Origin of the sequence: Streptomyces sp. ISL-43 (assembly GCF_018614195.1) — a bacterium.
Taxonomy (GTDB): Bacteria; Actinomycetota; Actinomycetes; order Streptomycetales; family Streptomycetaceae; genus Streptomyces.
Map to the genome: position 1 here is coordinate 15,285 of NZ_JAGGOT010000019.1, position 15,895 is coordinate 31,179.

Below are 15,895 nucleotides of genomic sequence, written 5' to 3' on the forward strand. Positions count from 1 at the left end.
CGCCATGGCCTTCGTCCCGGCGGATCGCGTCCGCTTCCACGTCCAGCAGCTCCCGGCCGGCCCGGGCGCGGCCGGCCCCGACCGTCCCGACCGCCCCGTGGTGGTGTTCCTGCACGGACTGGTCGTCGACAACCTGTCCTCCTTCTACTGCCCCCTGGCCGTCCCGGCGGCCCGGGCCGGGCACGAGGTCGTCCTCTACGACCTGCGCGGCCACGGCCGCACCGAACGGCCGGCCACCGGCTACGACAGCCGCACCGCCGTACGGGACCTCTTCGCCCTGCTCGGTGAGCTCGGCCTCGGTCGGCGCCCGGTGCACCTGGTCGGCAACAGCTACGGCGGCACCCTGGCGCTGCACGCCGCCCTCGCCCGGCCCGACCGCGTCACCGGGCTCACCCTGCTCGAACCGCCGCTCAGCGGAGCCTGGGTGGAGAACATGGTGGACACCCTGTCGGCGGCCGCCCTCAGCCTGGAGGACAGTCCGGTACCCGCCGAGCTGCTCACCCTGCGCCTGCGCAAGGCGGCCAACCTCACGGCGATCGCCGACGACCTGCTCAACCGGACCACGCTCATCGACGACGTCGCGGCGAGCCGCACCTTCACCCCGGCCGACTACGCCGCACTGCGCTGCCCGGTCCTGATCGTCTGCGGCGAGCACTCCGAACTGGTCCCGGGCGCCAGGGAACTGGCCCGCCACGCCCCGCGGGTCACCGCGATCGAGATCCTGCCGGGCCTGGGGCACGACGTTCTGAAGGAGAGCAGCGGGGCGCTGCGGGAGGCCGTACTCGCCCATCTCGACGCGGTGGCCCATGCGGCCGCACCGGCCCCGGCGCGGCCGCGGGCGGGGGTGCTGGTCCCATGAAGGTGCTCTTCACGGTGCCGCCGCTGGCCGGACACGTCAATCCGACCGTGGCGGTCGGCTCCGAACTGGCCGCCCGAGGCCACGAGGTCGCCTGGACCGGTCCGGCCGGGGCGCTGTCCCGGCTGCTGCCCGACCACGCCCGGATCCTGCCCGCCGGAGAGGAGGCGGGCGGCGGATACGCGATGCTGCACGCCCGCTGGCGCGATCTGCGCGGGGTCGGGGCGCTGCGGTTCCTGTGGGAAGAGGCGCTGGTACCGCTGGCCAGGGCGATGGTGCCGGGCGTGGCGCAAGCGGTCCGCGTCTTCGAGCCGGACGTGCTCGTCGCCGATCAGCAGGCCCTCGCCGGTCCCGTGGTCGCGCGGCGGCTCGGAGTGCCGTGGGTGACGTCCGCCAGCACCTCGGCCGAACTCACCCGGCCCTTCGCGGACTTCCCCAAGGTCGGGGAGTGGGTGGCCGCGCAGATCGGCGGACTGCTCGCGGAGTGCGGGGCCGACCGGGAGGCAGCCGGACCGGAGTGGGATCCGCGGTTCTCGGACCGGCTGGTCCTGGTGTTCTCCAGCCGTGAACTCGTCGGCGTGAGCGAGGACTTCCCGCCGCACTACGCCTTCGTCGGCCCGGCCTTCGGCGCCCGCCCGCCCGCGCCCGCGTTCCCCTGGGAGCAGCTGGACCCCGCGCGGCGAAGGGTGCTCGTATCGCTGGGCACGCTCAACCAGGAGGCCGGCGGCCGGTTCTACGGAGCGGTGCTGGGAGCCGCCGAACGGCTCTGCGAAGACGTCCAGTTGGTCCTGGCGGCCCCGGCCTCCCTGGTCGGGGAGGTCCCCGGGAACGTGCTGCTGCGGGAGAGCGTGCCACAACTGGAGCTGCTGCCGCATCTGGACGCGGTGGTCTGCCACGGCGGACACAACACCGTCTGCGAGGCCCTCGCGCACGGCCTGCCGCTGGTGGTCGCACCGATCCGCGACGACCAGCCCATCGTCGCCCGGCAGGTCGTCGATGCCGGGGCCGGGGTGCGGGTGCGGTTCGGCAGGACCAGGGCCGAGGAACTGCGGGACGCCCTGACGGCCGTCCTGGACGAACCCGTCCACCGCCGGGGCGCCCGGCGGATCCAGGCCTCATTCGCCGCGGCGGGCGGGGCTGCCGCCGCGGCCGACCGGTTGGAGAAACTCATATGACGCGTTCCGCGCTCCCTCCCCTGCACCCGCTTTCCGCCTCCCTTCCCCGCGTCCGGTGGACCTCCGTGGTGCTGCTGGTCGCGCTCGGCGCGGGCACCGTGCGCGCCGCCCGCCGGCTGCGGGCGATCCCGGTACTGCCCATGACCCCTCCCATGACCGGGCCCGCGGCCGTCGGGGTGCCGCGCGCCGCCGGGTGGCGGCTGCTCACCGCTCGCGGGGTCGAGCCCGACGCGGCCACGTTCCTCGCCGCCTGCGCGCATGCCGACCGGGAGGGACTGGAGGTACTGGACCTGCTGCCCGCGGACCTGGCCACCGAGCGGGCACTGGGCCTGCTGCGACTGGTCGACCCGGCCGCCTACCGGCACGACCGGCTCGGCGAGGGGCGCGGGGCCGGGTTCGCCGTGCTCGTCTCCGAGGAGGTGCTCGCGCGGGCCGGGGTGGATCCGGCCGAGCCGCACCCCACCCCGACGGAACTCCTGGCACTGACCCGCCGTCTGAAGGAATACGCCGCCGACGCCACGGGACTGGCCGTCGCACCGGCTCTGAGCTGCGGGCCACCGCCGGACGCGGCCGGAACGGCGCGCGCCGGCGAACTCCGGGCCCAAGGGCTGCCGGCGGGGCCGCTGGCCGCCGCGCAGCTCGCCGGGCTGGCACTGCTCGCGGGCGTGGCCGTGCGCCAGGGCCGGTGGGGCGCCGCCGCCGCCGGGCTGTACTGGATCCAGCCCTACCTGGCCCTCGGCCGGCCCGGCGCTCCGCTGCGCCCCGCCGATCTGGCCCTGGCCACCGCCGCCCGGCCGGTGCGCTCCCTCGGCGCCGCCCTGCGCACGGCCGCCGCGACGACCCGTACCCGGCGCGACCGGGACGCCACGCCCGCGAGCGGCCGGGAGCTCGCGCGGGCCGCCGTCCGGGCCGCTACCTACCGGGCCGACCTGGCCGCCGGAACCGACCGGTTCCTCGAACCGCGCCGCCTGGACTGCCCCTGGTGCGGCTCCCAGCAGCTGTCCGTCCGGGTCCGGGTGCCCGATCTGCTCCAGGCCAAGCCCGGCCGGTTCACCCTGGAAAGCTGCGGAGACTGCGGGCACGTCTTCCAGAACCCCCGACTGAGCCCGGAGGGGCTGGAGTTCTACTACCGCGACTTCTACGACGGTCGCGGCGGCGAGGGGGCGGCCACGGTCTTCGGACGGCTCGGCGCCGCCTACCGGGGCCGCGCCGAGATGCTCCGCCCCCATGCCGACCCGGCCTCCTGGCTCGACGTCGGCACCGGGCACGGCCACTTCTGCAATGCGGCGCGGGACGTCTGGCCGGACACCCGCTTCGACGGGCTGGACATGGGCGACGGGGTCCGCGAGGCCGAGCGGCGCGGCTGGGTGGAGACGGGATACCAGGGCCAGTTCCCGGAGTTCGCGGTGAAACTGGCGGGCCAGTACGAGGTGGTCAGCATGTACCACTACCTGGAGCACACCCGGGACCCGCTCACGGAACTGGACACGGCGGCCGCCGTTCTGGCCCCCGGCGGATACCTGACCATCGAGCTCCCCGACCCGCAATCGCGCATGGCCCGCCTCCTCGGCCCGGCCTGGCTGCCCTGGTTCCAGCCGCAGCACCAGCACCTGATCCCTTCCGGGAACCTGCGCGAGGCGCTGGCCGACCGGGGGTTCACCGTGATCGCCGAGGAGCACGGGCCGGCCCACCAGGGCAACGACTTCTTCGGCGCGGTGGCCCTGACCGCGACGCGGCTGGCCCCGGACCCGGACCGGCCGTGGGCCGCCCCGGCCACGCCCGGCCGACGTGCCCTCGGCCACGCCGTACGGGTGGCAGCGCTGCCGTGCTTCGCCGCCGCGGCGGTGCTCGACGGGCTGCGCACGGTCGTGGCCAGGCGCACGGACGGCGGGAACGCCTATCGGATGCTGGCCCGCAAGGACGAGCGGTGACGGGCGCCGTCGCCCCCGCCGCGGCGGCCTCCGCCGCCGTCGCCGGTGGGGAGCTCGCCCGCCGGGCCACCGCCGACCCGCTCTTCCGCCTCGTCGCCTACGCCCTGGAAGCCGCCCACGGCCGGCCCCCGGCCACCGTCTGGAGCGCCCCTTACACCTTCCACATGGGCTCACCAGGCCTCGTAGCGGCCGCGGGCTGGCCGGTCGCGGCCGCCGCCGCGCCCCGCAGCGACGGCCTCGTACGGCTCAGCTCCCTCGGCCACCCCGCGGACAGCTGCGATCTGCCGCTGACGCTGTACGGGCCGCCGCCCGCCACCCCGGCCTGGGCCGCCCGCCCGTACGCCCTGCTCCGGGCACTGGCCCGGGCCGGCTACGGCCGCGGCGGCACCGACCTGCACGTGCAGGGCTCCCTCACCCCGGCCGCCGGGCTGGCCACGGAGGAAGCCGTCGACTGCGCGGTGGCCCTCGCGGTGGCCGACGTGCACACGCCGGCGGGCGAGGACCCCGACCGCGCGCAGCTGGCCCGGCTGATGGCCAGGGCACTGCCGGACGGTGACGACGCGCTGCGCCGGGGGGCGCTCTTCGCCCGGCCCGGCAGGGCCCTCCTGCTGGGCCAGGGTTCGCGCCCACGGGAGCCCCGGCGGCTGCGACAGCGGTACGTCGCCTTCGACCCGGCCGAATCGGGGGCGCGCCTGGTGCTGATGGCCGTGCGCGGAAGTTCCGGGAGCACGGCCAGGGCCGCGGACCTGGCGCGGGCCGTGGGGTGCGCCCGCCGGGCCGGGTCCCTGAGCGCGTGGCCGCCCGGGCAGCGGCCGGGGCGGAGCGTGCTGGTGCTGCTGCCCGAGGCCCGGCTGACGGCGGTGCGGGCGGCGGTCGCGGAGGACTTCCGCGACCGGGGGCGGCCCGTACCGCGGTTCCTGAACATCGCCGTGGCCGGTGCGGCCCGGCGCGAGCAATGACACCGCTCACCTGCCACTGACCACCCACCATCCACCACGGACCACTCATCACGAGGAGGAACCACCCATGCCCATCCATCCGTCAACGACGGCGGGCGCGAGACACCGGGCCCGCCGGTCCGCGCTCGTCGCCGGACTCGGTGCGCTCGGCCTGCTGGGCGCCTTCACCATAGCCAACTCCCAGGCCGCCGAGGGTGGTTCCACCACCCTCGTGAACGCCGCCGCGCTGCCGGCCTACGACCACGTGGTGGTCGTCGTGTACGAGAACAAGCAGTACGGCGAGGTCATCGGCAGCGCCAACGCCCCGTACGTCAACCAGCTCGCCAACGGCGGCGCGAGCTTGACCGGTATGAAGGCCCTGACCCACCCCAGCCAGCCGAACTACTTCAACCTCTTCTCCGGCGCCACCCAGGGCATCACCGGGGACGGCTGCTACACCCCGCAGTCGATGACCGCGCCCAACCTCGGCCAGGAGCTGATCGCGGCCGGCAAGACCTTCGCGACGTACAACGAGGACCTGCCGAGCGAGGGTTCCACGGCCTGCACGAACGGCCAGTACGCGCAGAAGCACAACCCGTGGTTCGCCTTCAAGAACGTGCCGCTGAACACCGGCAAGACCTGGGCGCAGTTCCCGCAGGGCAATTTCGCGGCGCTGCCGAACCTGTCGTTCGTGGTGCCCAACCAGTGCAACGACATGCACTCCTGCTCGGTCGCCACGGGCGACACCTGGACGAAGAACAACATCGACGCTTACGCGCAGTGGGCGAAGGCCAACAACAGCCTGCTGGTGCTGACATGGGACGAGGACAACTACCTCGGCTCCAACCAGATCGCCACCGTCTTCTACGGGGCGAACGTCAAGACGGGCAAGTACGCCACCGCCTTCAACCACCACCACCTGCTGCGCACCTTCGAGGACCTGTTCGGCACCGGTCACGCGGGGAACGCGGCCAACGTCCAGCCGATCAGCGAGGTGTTCGGCGGCTCCACGGATCCCACGCCGACCCCGACTCCCACACCGACCCCGACGCCCACCCCCACACCGACCCCGACCCCGACGCCCACTCCGACCCCGACCGCCGGTGATCTGAAACTGGCCAACCCTGGCCCGCAGACCTGCAAGTTCAACCAGAGCTGCACCATCCAGCTCACCACCACCGGAGGAAAGCCCCCCGTCCGCTACGCCGCCACCGGCCTTCCCTGGGGCCTGACCCTCGACGCCGCCACCGGACGCATCACCGGCAAACCGTGGGCCAGTGGCACCATCCAGCTCACCGCCACCGCCACCGACTCCACCGGAGCCACCGCCAACACCACCTTCCCCCTCACCATCAACTGGTTCTGAAGGAGGCATCCGTGTACCTGTCGACCAGCCGTGCGGCGGACATCGCCGCAGACCCTCCGGCCCCGAAGGGCCCCCTGCGGGCCGTCCCCGGCACGGTGCTCGCGCTCGGCCTGGTCAGCCTGGTCACGGATGTCTCCGCGGAGATGATCACCGCCGTCCTGCCGCTGTACCTGGTGGCCGGACTCGGGATGTCCCCGCTCGCCTTCGGCGCCCTGGACGGGCTGAACCAGGGCGCCACCGCGCTGCTGCGCCTCGTGGGCGGACGGGTCTCGGACCGCACCCACCGCCGCAAGCTCGTCGCCGGCACCGGCTACGCGATCTCCGCCGCCTGCAAGGCTGCCCTCCTGGCGGTCACCGCCCCCTGGTCGGTGGCGGTGGTGCTCGCCGCCGACCGGACCGGCAAAGGCCTGCGGACGGCCCCGCGCGACGCGCTGATCTCGCTGTCCTGCGGGCCGGGGGAGCAGGGCCGGGCCTTCGGAGTGCACCGCGCGCTGGACACGGCCGGGGCGCTGCTGGGGCCACTGGCCGCGTTCGGGGTGCTGTGGGTGGCGGTGGACGGGTACGCGGCCGTCTTCACCGTGAGCTGCTGCCTCGCGGTGCTGGGGGTCGTCGTGCTGGCCCTGTTCGTACGCGAGAGCCCCGCGCCCGCGCCGGCCGCCGGGACGCCTCCGGCACGGGACCTCCTGCGGATCCCCGGCCTGCGGCGGCTCTGCCTGACCGCCGCCGCGCTCGGGCTGTTCACCGTCGGAGACGCCTTCCTCTACCTCCTGCTCCAGCGTCGCCTGGACCTGCCGGTCGCGTACTTCCCCCTGCTGCCCGTCGCCACGGCGGCCGTGTTCCTGCTGGCCGCGCTGCCCGTGGGCCGGCTCGCCGACCGGCTGGGGCGCCACCGGGTCTTCCTCGGCGGGCACCTGCTGCTGCTCGGCGCCTGCCTGCTGCTCCTGGCCCCGGTGCCGCCCGGGCCGGTACTCGTCCTCGGGGTCCTCGGGCTGCTCGGCCTCTTCTACGCGGCCACCGACGGGGTACTGATGGCCGCCGCCGGGCCGCTGCTGCCCGCCGGACTGCGCACCACCGGGCTCGCGGTGCTCCAGACGGCGCAGGCACTGGCGCGGTTCGCGGGTTCCCTGCTGTTCGGGGCGGCCTGGACGCTGTGGGGGCCGGGCCCGGCGCTGGGCGCCGCGGCCGGCGGCCTGCTGCTGGCCCTGACCGCCACCGCCGTGGCCGGCGGCGGCCGCCGGCGCGCGGGCCGGTCCGGTGACGGCCGCGGCCCGCAGGACGGCGCACCGTAGACGGGAGCGGCCGCCCGACCTTCGTGATCATGGCCGGATCCGTGCGGGTCCGGCGGGAGTCCCCGGAACGCATCGCCGAAGATCCCTCAGCGGGCGCCGCCCGTGGCTTACGATCTCGGCGGACGGTCCCGTCCCGTGATCGCCGCTCGCCCCGCACTCGTGGAGGTCAACCGTGTCCCGGACGGCCAGAGGAAACCGCAGTCGCCGCAACAGCCTCCGTATCCGCGTCGCGGCCTCAGCCGCCGCGGCGGGCGCGTTCCTCGTCGCGGGATGCTCCTCGGGCGGCGACGGACCGGGTGAGGCGGCCGGCGGAGTGCCCGTCGTCGAGAAGGGCAAGCTGACGACCTGCACCCATCTGCCGTACCCGCCGTTCCAGTTCGAGAAGGACGGCAAGGTCGTCGGTTTCGACGTGGCCCTGGTCGACCTGGTGGCGAGCCGGCTCAAGGTCGAGCAGAAGATCCTCGACACGCCCTTCGAGAACTTCAAGACCGGTGCCTTCCTGAACTCCGGCGAGTGCGACCTCGCGGCGGCCGGCATGACGATCACCGACGAGCGCAAGAAGAACGTCGACTTCTCCCTGCCCTACTTCGACGCGACCCAGGCACTGCTCGTCACCAGGAAGAGCGGCGTCACCTCGCTCGCCGATCTCAAGGCGAAGTCGAAGAAGCTGGGCGCGCAGGCCGAGACCACCGGCGAGAGCTACGCCAAGGGCCAGGGATTCGACCCCGTCGCCTTCGAGAGCTCGGACGCGGTGATCAACGGACTGCGCACCGGTCAGGTCGACGCCGTCGTCATCGACTACCCGGTCGTCCAGGGCTGGCTCAAGGACCCCAAGAACGCGGCCGAGTTCACCCTCGCGCAGAACATCGACACCGGTGAGCAGTACGGCTTCTCGGTGAAGAAGGGCAACACCGCCCTCGTGGCCGCGCTCGACAAGGCGATCACGGACGCCAAGGCCGACGGCACCTACAAGAAGATCTACGAGCAGTGGATCGGCCCGCTGCCCCAGGCCGCGCCGTGACCTCTCGGCTGACCCGCCGTCAGCGCCGCCGCGTCTCGCAGGGCGTGCAGTACGCGCTCTTCGGCGCCGTGCTGGTGCTGATCGGCGTGAACGCCGACTGGGACCGGCTGCAGAACCAGTTCGCCCAGAAGGACCTGGCGCTGCGGCTCTTCCCGGAGATCATCACCACGGCCCTGCGCAACACGGTCGTCTACACGCTGTCCGGGTTCCTCCTCGGCCTGGTCCTCGGCCTGGTCATCGCCATGATGAGGCTGTCCTCGGTGGCCCCCTACCGGTGGGTCGCCAGTGTCTACATCGAACTGTTCCGGGGCCTTCCGGCCCTGCTGATCTTCATCTTCGTCGGCGTGGCGGTGCCACTGGCGTTCCCCGGTACGGAGATCCCCGGCGGCACGTACGGCAAGGTCGCACTCGGCCTCGGCCTCGTCGCCGCCGCCTACATGGCGGAAACGATTCGGGCCGGTATCCAGGCGGTCCCCAAGGGGCAGCTGGAGGCCGCCCGCTCGCTGGGCTTCTCGCACGCCCGCGCCATGGTCTCGATCGTCATTCCACAGGCCTTCCGCATCGTCATCCCGCCGCTCACCAACGAACTGGTCCTGCTGTTCAAGGACTCCTCGCTCGTGCTGTTCCTCGGTGTGACGCTGCAGGAGCGGGAACTGACGAAGTTCGGACGGGACCTCGCCAGCCAGACCGCCAACTCCACCCCGATCCTGGTCGCGGGCCTGTGCTACCTCCTGGTGACCGTGCCGCTGAGCTTCGTGGTGCGCCGCCTGGAGGCCCGCGCGGCCAAGGCCGCGTGAGGACGAGATGCCACAGGAGACGGAAGCGGTGGACGTGATGGCCACGACGGGCCCGGAGATCGAGATCCGCGGACTGCACAAGTCCTTCGGCGACAACCACGTCCTGCGCGGCATCGATCTGGAGATCGCGCGGGGCGAAGTGGTGTGCGTCATCGGGCCGTCCGGCTCGGGCAAATCGACGCTGCTGCGCTGTGTGAACCTGCTGGAGGAGCCCAGCGAGGGCCGGGTCTTCGTCGGCGGCACGGAGGTCACCGACCTGGACGTGGACATCGACGCCGTACGCCGCCGCATCGGCATGGTCTTCCAGCAGTTCAACCTCTTCCCGCACGTGAACGTCACGGAGAACCTCACCCTGCCCCAACGCCGGGTGCTGGGCAGGGACAAGACCAAGGCCGCGGCCGTGGCCCGCGAGAACCTCGCCCGCGTCGGCCTCTCCGACAAGGCCGAGGCCTTCCCCGCCCAGCTGTCCGGCGGCCAGCAGCAGCGGGTGGCGATCGCCAGGGCCCTGTCGATGGGCCCGGAGGTGATGCTCTTCGACGAGCCGACCTCGGCGCTCGACCCCGAACTCGTCGGCGAGGTACTGGCGGTGATGCGGGTCCTGGCGGGCGAGGGCATGACGATGATGGTCGTCACCCACGAGATGAGCTTTGCCCGCGAGGTCGCGGACCGGGTCGTGTTCATGGACGGCGGAGTGATCGTCGAACAGGGTCCGGCGGCGCAGGTGGTCGGGGATCCCCGGCAGGAGCGGACCAGGAGCTTCCTGAACCGCATCCTGGACCCGGCGGCGGCCGAGGCACCCGGGGCCGAGGGCAAGGGCCCGCGGCCGGGCGAGGACGACTAGATCCCGTCGAGCCCCTGACGCGAGCCCCGCCCGGCGCGCCAGGACGCCGGGCGGCAAACCCGGCCCACTTCCGCCGTCGCCGTGCCCATGGGGCAGGATGGCAGCCCGTTCCGGATGCGCACGCATGTCCGAACGCGGCTTCCCGCACGACGAACTGACAGGTGACAAGGTGACGACACACCTCATACGGCGGGCGGCGGCTCCCGCCTCCGCTTCCCCGGTCCGACGAGGGATGGAGGTCGTCCGTTGAACCGGGACCTCGTCCTGCACGACTGGCTGGTCGCCGGCATCGCACTCGCCGCGGGCGCGCTGGCCGGCCTGCTCCTGCGGGCCCTCGTACGGTGGCTGGGCAAGCACGCCCTGCGGACGCGCTGGAGCGGGGACGACATCGTCGTCGACGCGCTGCGCACCTTCGCCCCGGGGGCGGCCGTCATCGCGGGCGCCGCCGTGGCCGCCTCGACGCTGCCCCTCAGCACGCGGGTCTCCGGCTGGGTGAACCAGTCGCTGACGGCCCTGCTGATCCTCATGGCCACGCTCGGCGCGGCCCGGGTCGTCGCCGGTCTCGTCCAGTCCGTGGCCCAGGCGCGGACGGGAGTGGCCGGATCGGCCACCATCTTCGTCAACATCACGCGGGTCGTGGTGCTCGCGATGGGCTTGCTCGTCGCACTCGAAACCGTCGGCGTGTCCATCGCACCCCTGCTCACCGCGCTCGGGGTGGGCGGTCTGGCGGTCGCCCTGGCGCTGCAGGACACCCTCGCCAACCTCTTCGCCGGCGTCCACATCCTCGCCTCGAAGACGGTGCAGCCCGGTGACTACATCCGCCTCACGAGCGGTGAGGAGGGCTACGTCGTCGACATCAACTGGCGCAACACCGTGGTCCGCAACCTGTCGAACAACCTGGTGATCATCCCCAACGGGCGGCTCGCGCGCACGAACATGACCAACTTCACCCAGCCCGAACAGCAGTTGTCGATGCTCGTCCAGGTGGGAGTGGGCTACGAAAGCGATCTGGAGCACGTCGAGCGGGTGACCCTCGACGTGGTCGACGGGGTGATGGCCGACATCAACGGCGCGGTCCCCGATCACGAAGGGGCCGTCCGCTTCCACACGTTCGCGGACTCCAGGATCGACTTCACGGTGATCCTGGGCGTCGGCGAGTTCAGCGACCAGTACCGGATCAAGCACGAGTTCATCAAGCGGCTGCACCGCCGGTTCCGGGAAGAGGGCATCTCGATCCCCGCCCCCACGCGGACCGTCGCGCTCCACCAGGACGCCCCCCGGCCCGCACCGCCGGCGCCGGTCCCGCACCAGCGCGAGGCGCCGGCCTCGATACTGGCGGACAGCGGGCGGTAGGGGACGGCGGGCGGTGGCGGGCGGCGGGTCGACCCGGTGTCCGTCACATGTCCGGGCCCGCCGCCCGCGCCGGCTCGGGCTGGTCCGCGTACGGGCGGCGAGGGCTCCGGGCGGTGATGGTGGCCACCATCCTGCCCGGGTTCAGCGTGAGCTGGGGGAGCTTGGGGAGGGTCAGGCTGCCGGGGTGGAGATCGACGTTCCAGTGGCTGAGCAGGGACGCGAGCAACAGGACGCCCTCGATGAGCGAGAACTCGTCGCCGATGCACTTGCGGGCGCCGCCGCCGAACACCGTGACGGGTACCTGCGGTTGCCGGCCGCGCTGGATCCAGCGGTCGGGATCGAAGCGCTCCGGGTCGGGGTAGAGGTCCGGCAGGTGGCTGATGAGGTAGGGGCTGTACGCCATCGTCGTGCCCTCGGCGAGGGCGTACGGGCCCAGGTGGGTGTCCGTCATCGTCTGCCGGGTGAGGAACCAGCCGGGCGGGTACATGCGCAGGGCCTCGCTCAACACCTGGCGGGTATAGGTCAGTTGCGGCAGATCCTCCCAGCCGGCGGTCCGTCCGCCGAGCACCGTGTCGATCTCTGACGTCAGGCGGCCCAGGACCTCGGGATGTACGGCGGCCAGGTACAGCGCCCAGCCCACCGAGCCCGCCGTCGTCTCCGTGCCGGCGGAGTACATCGTGACGGCCTGGTCCACGAGCTCCTCGTCGCTCAGGGCGGGCGAGTCGCTCTCCGGGTCGCGGGCCGAGATGAGCATGGCCAGCAGGTTCGTCTCGTCGGTGGCTCCGCGTTCGCGGTGCTCGGCGACGAGGCCGGTCATGGTCTCCCGCACGCGTTTGGTGGCCTGGTCGTAGCGGACGTTGCCGGGCGTGGGCACCTTGCGCAGCGGCTTCGGCAGGAGGCTGTGCCGGGTGAAGCCGGACAGGAGGGTGTCGAAGTCCGTGGCCAGACGGGTGTGGATGCCGTTCTCCAGACTGGTGCCGAAGACGGCGGCGATGACCACGTCGGCGGCGATCTTGCGGATCTCCACGCTGAGGTCGAGGGTCTGGCCGTCGCGCCAGCTTGCCAGGATCGCGTCCATCCGCTCCGTCATGATGCCGGCGTAACCGGGGAAGCGGGCCTGGTGGAAGGCGGGCTGTATCAGCCGGCGCTGGCGCCGGTGCTCCCCGCTGGGGCAGGTGGCGAGACCCTGCCCGCCCGCCTCGCGCAGCCGATCGAAGAGGGGGCCGCCCTTGTCGAAGACGCGGTCCTGCACCAGCAGCGAACGGGTCAGTTCGGGATCGCACACCACGACCACGGGCTTGCGGCCGAGGCGGATCTCCACCAGCGGACCGTGCGCGGGCAGGCCGCGCAGGAATGCCAGCGGCGCCCGCAGGAGTGCGGGCAGGTGCCCCAGGACAGCGGTCGCACCAGGTGCCTTCGGTACCGCGGAAACGCTTTCCATGTCGCCATCCATTCTCTACTCGTTCTCAATCCTTCCTCCTAATGTCCCATGCAGGGTTGCATCGCACTTGAGGCAACCTAGACCCTTCGTGAGACTTTGCCGGTCCTCCTGGCCTGTCGAAAGGCGGCACGGAGGATTCGGGGGAAGGAAGCATCAATGAAGGAGATATCGGCCCTGATCGGAAGTGAATTTCCGACCGACGGCGGACTCGTTCAGATTCAAGAACGACTCAAGGACGACTTGGAGCGGGTCAGGGAGAGTCTCTACTCCCTGGCGGTGCCGCCACAGCAGAGGATTCACGAACCGATCATGTACGCGGTGGAGCATACGGGCCGTCTGCTCAGGCCCACGCTCGCGCTCCTGTCCTCGTACCTCCTGGAGGGCGAGCCGGCCGGGGTCACGCCCCAGCGCGTCATCGACGGGGCCGCCATCGTCGAGATCCTTCACATCGCCACCCTCTACCACGACGACCTGATCGACGAAGCACAGGTCAGGCGGGGCAGGCCCACCTCGAACGCCAAGTACGGCGACGCCATCGCCCTGCTGACCGGGGACTATCTCCTCGCGCGCTGCATGCAGGCCGCGGCCTCTCTCGGGGCCTCTCGCATGATGACGATGGCGCAGACGCTGATCGACCTGTGCGTGGGGCAGATGCTGGAGACCAGCCAGCTCTTCGATCCCCTGCGAACCGAAGAGGAATACCTCACGTCGATTTCGGGGAAAACGGCGCGCCTCATACGGACCGCCTCCCTGATGGGAGCGTCGCAATCCGGTGCCGATACAGCGGCTCAGGAGGCTCTGGAGAGCTTCGGGCACAATCTCGGCATGGCGTTCCAGATCTGGGACGACATCCTGGACATCTGCAGCCAGGAAACGGGAAAGCAGCCCGGGAAGGACGTTCTCAACGGCGTGTACACCCTTCCGGTGATCTATGCCGTGAGGGATTCTCCGGAGCGTATTCTTCCGGTATTGCGCGAGCAGCCGATTTCCCCGGCGCAGTGCCAGGCGATCATCGATGCCATGCACGAGTCCGGGTCCATCGGCCGGGCGGCCGATGTGGCGCAGCGCTACATGGCGGATGCCCTGGACGCGCTGGAATCCCATCCGTCCTTCGTGCACCGGGCTCCTCTCGTACGGCGGTGTCTTCGCGACCTCGTGGACGGGCTCGCGTCCCAGCACCCCGCCCAGGAAGCGCTCGTCGACACGGCGTGAACCGATCGCGCAGCAAGTCGTGCCAACGCTCAGCCGGGCTCGGCTGGGTCGATCCCGGAGGGTTGTCGTGTCAGGGCTCCGAACCGATTTCATCAACGATTACGATGGTCTCGCCGACCAGTGGTGGGACCCTAGAGGGCCGCTGGCACCGCTCGGCTGGATCGCCCGCGCCCGCGCCGAGTACATCCCGCCCGCCGCGCGCGAGCAGGCCCGACTGCTCGATGTCGGCTGCGGGGGCGGCCTGTTCGGCCCCCACCTGGCGGGCAAGGGCTACCGCGTGGTCGGCGTCGACCTGTCGGCCAAGTCCCTCGAAGAGGCGCTGCGCCACGGCTTCGACGATGTCGTCCGCGCCGACATCGCCGAACTCCCCTTCCCCGACGAGTCGTTCGACGTCGTCACGGCGGGTCAGTGCCTCGAGCACGTGCCGGATCCCTACGGGGTGGTGGCGGAGCTGTGCCGCGTCCTGCGCCCCGGCGGCACGCTGGTCGTGGACACCATCGCCGACACCAGGCTGGCGCGGCTGGTCTCCATCACCCTCGCCGAGAATCTTCCCCTGCCGGGCAGGCCGGCCCGCGGCACCCACGACCACCGCCTCTTCGTCAACCGGGAACGGCTGACGCGTACCGCGCGGTCGCACGGGGTGGAGCTGAAGCTGCAAGGCCTGCGTCCGAGTTTCCGTGACGGGATCGGCTACCTGGCCCGGCGCCGCGAAGAGGTCCGCATGGTGCCCGTCACGTCCACCGGAGTCCTCTTCCTCGGGGCGGGGACGAAATGGTGACGACTCATCAACGGCCGGCCCGGAACACCGTGCTGCGGAACTGGCTGGTCGGTGCCCGGCTCAAGACCCTGCCCGTGACCCTGGCGCCGATCGTGGTGGGATGGGCCGTCGCCCGCTCGCTCGGTCACTTCAGCTGGTGGCGCGCCACCCTGACCCTGCTGTTCGCCCTGGGCTTCGTCCTCGGCACGAACTTCTTCAACGACTACAGCGACGGGGTGCGGGGAGCCGACGACGAACGGGTGGGCCCCGTCCGCCTGGTGGGCTCGGGACAGGCGTCGCCGCGACAGGTCCTGCGCATGGGGCTCGCCCTGTACGGCCTCTCGGTCCTGGCCGGAGTGGTCATGGCCGTGACCGTCTCGTGGTGGCTGCTCGCGCTGGCGGCGCTCTGCGCGCTCGGCGGCTGGTTCTACACCGGCGGGTCCCGGCCCTACGGCTACCTGGGACTCGGCGACGTCAGCATCTTCCTCTTCCACGGCGTCATCGCCGTGTGCGCCACGGCCTACATCCAGCTCGGCCGCGTGCCGCTGCTCGCCCTCGGAGCGTCCGTGCCCATAGGCCTGCTCGCCTGCGCGCTTCTGACCACGAACAACCTCCGCGACATACCCACCGACACCGCCGCGGGGAAGATCACCCTCGCGGTGCGGCTGGGCGACGGGCGCACCCGCGTCTACTACCTCCTCTGCGTCGGCGCCGCCTTCGCGTCCGGACTGCTCCTGGCGGCCGCCCGGCCCTGGGTGCTGCTCGTGCTCGCCGCCGCCCCGTTCGCCGTGATCCCGCTGCGCCGGGTGCTCGGCGGGGCGCGCGGCAGCGAGCTGATAGCGGCGCTGGAGCACACGTGCGTGCTGCTGCTCGTGTACGGGGCCCTGCTGGCGATCGGACTGGCCCTGTGACCGGCCG

Annotated in this window: 14 protein-coding genes; 13 read left to right on the forward strand and 1 reads right to left on the reverse strand. The window is 72.2% G+C overall.

Annotation, left to right across the window (positions count from 1 at the left end; genetic code table 11):
* The first annotated feature begins 4 nt into the window (after window positions 1–4).
* The 10 genes from J7F03_RS11215 to J7F03_RS11260 all read left to right on the forward strand — a co-directional run bounded on the left by J7F03_RS11215 (window position 5) and on the right by J7F03_RS11260 (window position 11,567).
* A complete protein-coding gene (locus J7F03_RS11215; protein WP_214948568.1) occupies window positions 5–859 on the forward strand; it encodes an alpha/beta fold hydrolase in 855 nt (284 codons plus the stop codon).
* On the forward strand, window positions 856–2,031 hold the full coding sequence (locus J7F03_RS11220; protein WP_214948569.1) for a glycosyltransferase: 1,176 nt from the start codon (window positions 856–858) through the stop codon (window positions 2,029–2,031). Before J7F03_RS11215 ends, J7F03_RS11220 begins: the two co-directional genes overlap by 4 nt.
* Window positions 2,028–3,962 (forward strand): class I SAM-dependent methyltransferase, encoded by a 1,935-nt coding sequence (locus J7F03_RS11225; protein WP_251071753.1) that lies wholly within the window; start codon window positions 2,028–2,030, stop codon window positions 3,960–3,962. The genes J7F03_RS11220 and J7F03_RS11225 overlap by 4 nt, the downstream gene beginning before the upstream one ends.
* Window positions 3,959–4,921 (forward strand): galactokinase, encoded by a 963-nt coding sequence (locus tag J7F03_RS11230; protein ID WP_214948570.1) that lies wholly within the window; start codon window positions 3,959–3,961, stop codon window positions 4,919–4,921. The genes J7F03_RS11225 and J7F03_RS11230 overlap by 4 nt, the downstream gene beginning before the upstream one ends.
* A 67-nt stretch (window positions 4,922–4,988) precedes the next feature.
* Window positions 4,989–6,266 carry an alkaline phosphatase family protein gene (locus tag J7F03_RS11235; RefSeq protein ID WP_214948571.1) on the forward strand — a complete coding sequence of 426 codons (1,278 nt, stop codon included), beginning with the start codon at window positions 4,989–4,991 and terminating at the stop codon, window positions 6,264–6,266.
* Window positions 6,267–6,277: 11 nt separating this feature from the next.
* Window positions 6,278–7,555: an MFS transporter gene (locus J7F03_RS11240; RefSeq protein WP_214948572.1), complete on the forward strand. Its 1,278-nt coding sequence runs from the start codon at window positions 6,278–6,280 to the stop codon at window positions 7,553–7,555.
* A 172-nt stretch (window positions 7,556–7,727) separates the two neighbouring features.
* Window positions 7,728–8,576 carry an ABC transporter substrate-binding protein gene (locus J7F03_RS11245; RefSeq protein ID WP_374104304.1) on the forward strand — a complete coding sequence of 283 codons (849 nt, stop codon included), beginning with the start codon at window positions 7,728–7,730 and terminating at the stop codon, window positions 8,574–8,576.
* Window positions 8,573–9,373, forward strand: a complete 801-nt coding sequence (locus tag J7F03_RS11250) for an amino acid ABC transporter permease (RefSeq protein WP_308379353.1) — start codon at window positions 8,573–8,575, stop codon at window positions 9,371–9,373. The genes J7F03_RS11245 and J7F03_RS11250 overlap by 4 nt, the downstream gene beginning before the upstream one ends.
* Before the next feature lie 7 nt (window positions 9,374–9,380).
* Complete coding sequence (locus J7F03_RS11255; protein ID WP_374104306.1) at window positions 9,381–10,214, forward strand: amino acid ABC transporter ATP-binding protein; 834 nt, start codon at window positions 9,381–9,383, stop codon at window positions 10,212–10,214.
* 246 nt (window positions 10,215–10,460) lie between these two features.
* Window positions 10,461–11,567: a mechanosensitive ion channel family protein gene (locus tag J7F03_RS11260; RefSeq protein WP_214948574.1), complete on the forward strand. Its 1,107-nt coding sequence runs from the start codon at window positions 10,461–10,463 to the stop codon at window positions 11,565–11,567.
* A gap of 43 nt (window positions 11,568–11,610) precedes the next feature.
* On the opposite strand, the gene J7F03_RS11265 is transcribed toward J7F03_RS11260, so the two are convergent.
* The gene (locus J7F03_RS11265) at window positions 11,611–13,008 is read right to left on the reverse strand and encodes a cytochrome P450 (protein WP_214948575.1); all 1,398 of its coding nucleotides are present in this window, start codon (window positions 13,006–13,008) and stop codon (window positions 11,611–11,613) included.
* Between the two features lie 156 nt (window positions 13,009–13,164).
* On the opposite strand from J7F03_RS11265, the gene J7F03_RS11270 reads away from it, so the two are divergent.
* From J7F03_RS11270 to J7F03_RS11280, 3 genes are all read left to right on the forward strand, one after another.
* Window positions 13,165–14,220 carry a polyprenyl synthetase family protein gene (locus J7F03_RS11270; protein ID WP_214948576.1) on the forward strand — a complete coding sequence of 352 codons (1,056 nt, stop codon included), beginning with the start codon at window positions 13,165–13,167 and terminating at the stop codon, window positions 14,218–14,220.
* A 67-nt stretch (window positions 14,221–14,287) separates the two neighbouring features.
* A complete protein-coding gene (gene ubiG, locus J7F03_RS11275) occupies window positions 14,288–14,998 on the forward strand; it encodes a bifunctional 2-polyprenyl-6-hydroxyphenol methylase/3-demethylubiquinol 3-O-methyltransferase UbiG (protein WP_214948577.1) in 711 nt (236 codons plus the stop codon).
* Window positions 14,992–15,888, forward strand: a complete 897-nt coding sequence (locus J7F03_RS11280; protein WP_214948578.1) for a 1,4-dihydroxy-2-naphthoate polyprenyltransferase — start codon at window positions 14,992–14,994, stop codon at window positions 15,886–15,888. The genes ubiG and J7F03_RS11280 overlap by 7 nt, the downstream gene beginning before the upstream one ends.
* Window positions 15,889–15,895 lie beyond the last annotated feature (7 nt).

What these genes read in the sequence shown, in the direction of transcription:
- J7F03_RS11235 (WP_214948571.1), top strand. Translation starts at nt 4,989, where the DNA reads ATGCCCATCCATCCGTCAACGACGGCGGGCGCGAGACACCGGGCCCGC.
- J7F03_RS11265 (WP_214948575.1), bottom strand. Translation starts at nt 13,008, where the DNA reads ATGGAAAGCGTTTCCGCGGTACCGAAGGCACCTGGTGCGACCGCTGTC.
- J7F03_RS11225 (WP_251071753.1), top strand. Translation starts at nt 2,028, where the DNA reads ATGACGCGTTCCGCGCTCCCTCCCCTGCACCCGCTTTCCGCCTCCCTT.
- J7F03_RS11215 (WP_214948568.1), top strand. Translation starts at nt 5, where the DNA reads ATGGCCTTCGTCCCGGCGGATCGCGTCCGCTTCCACGTCCAGCAGCTC.
- J7F03_RS11255 (WP_374104306.1), top strand. Translation starts at nt 9,381, where the DNA reads ATGCCACAGGAGACGGAAGCGGTGGACGTGATGGCCACGACGGGCCCG.
- J7F03_RS11280 (WP_214948578.1), top strand. Translation starts at nt 14,992, where the DNA reads ATGGTGACGACTCATCAACGGCCGGCCCGGAACACCGTGCTGCGGAAC.
- J7F03_RS11220 (WP_214948569.1), top strand. Translation starts at nt 856, where the DNA reads ATGAAGGTGCTCTTCACGGTGCCGCCGCTGGCCGGACACGTCAATCCG.
- J7F03_RS11270 (WP_214948576.1), top strand. Translation starts at nt 13,165, where the DNA reads ATGAAGGAGATATCGGCCCTGATCGGAAGTGAATTTCCGACCGACGGC.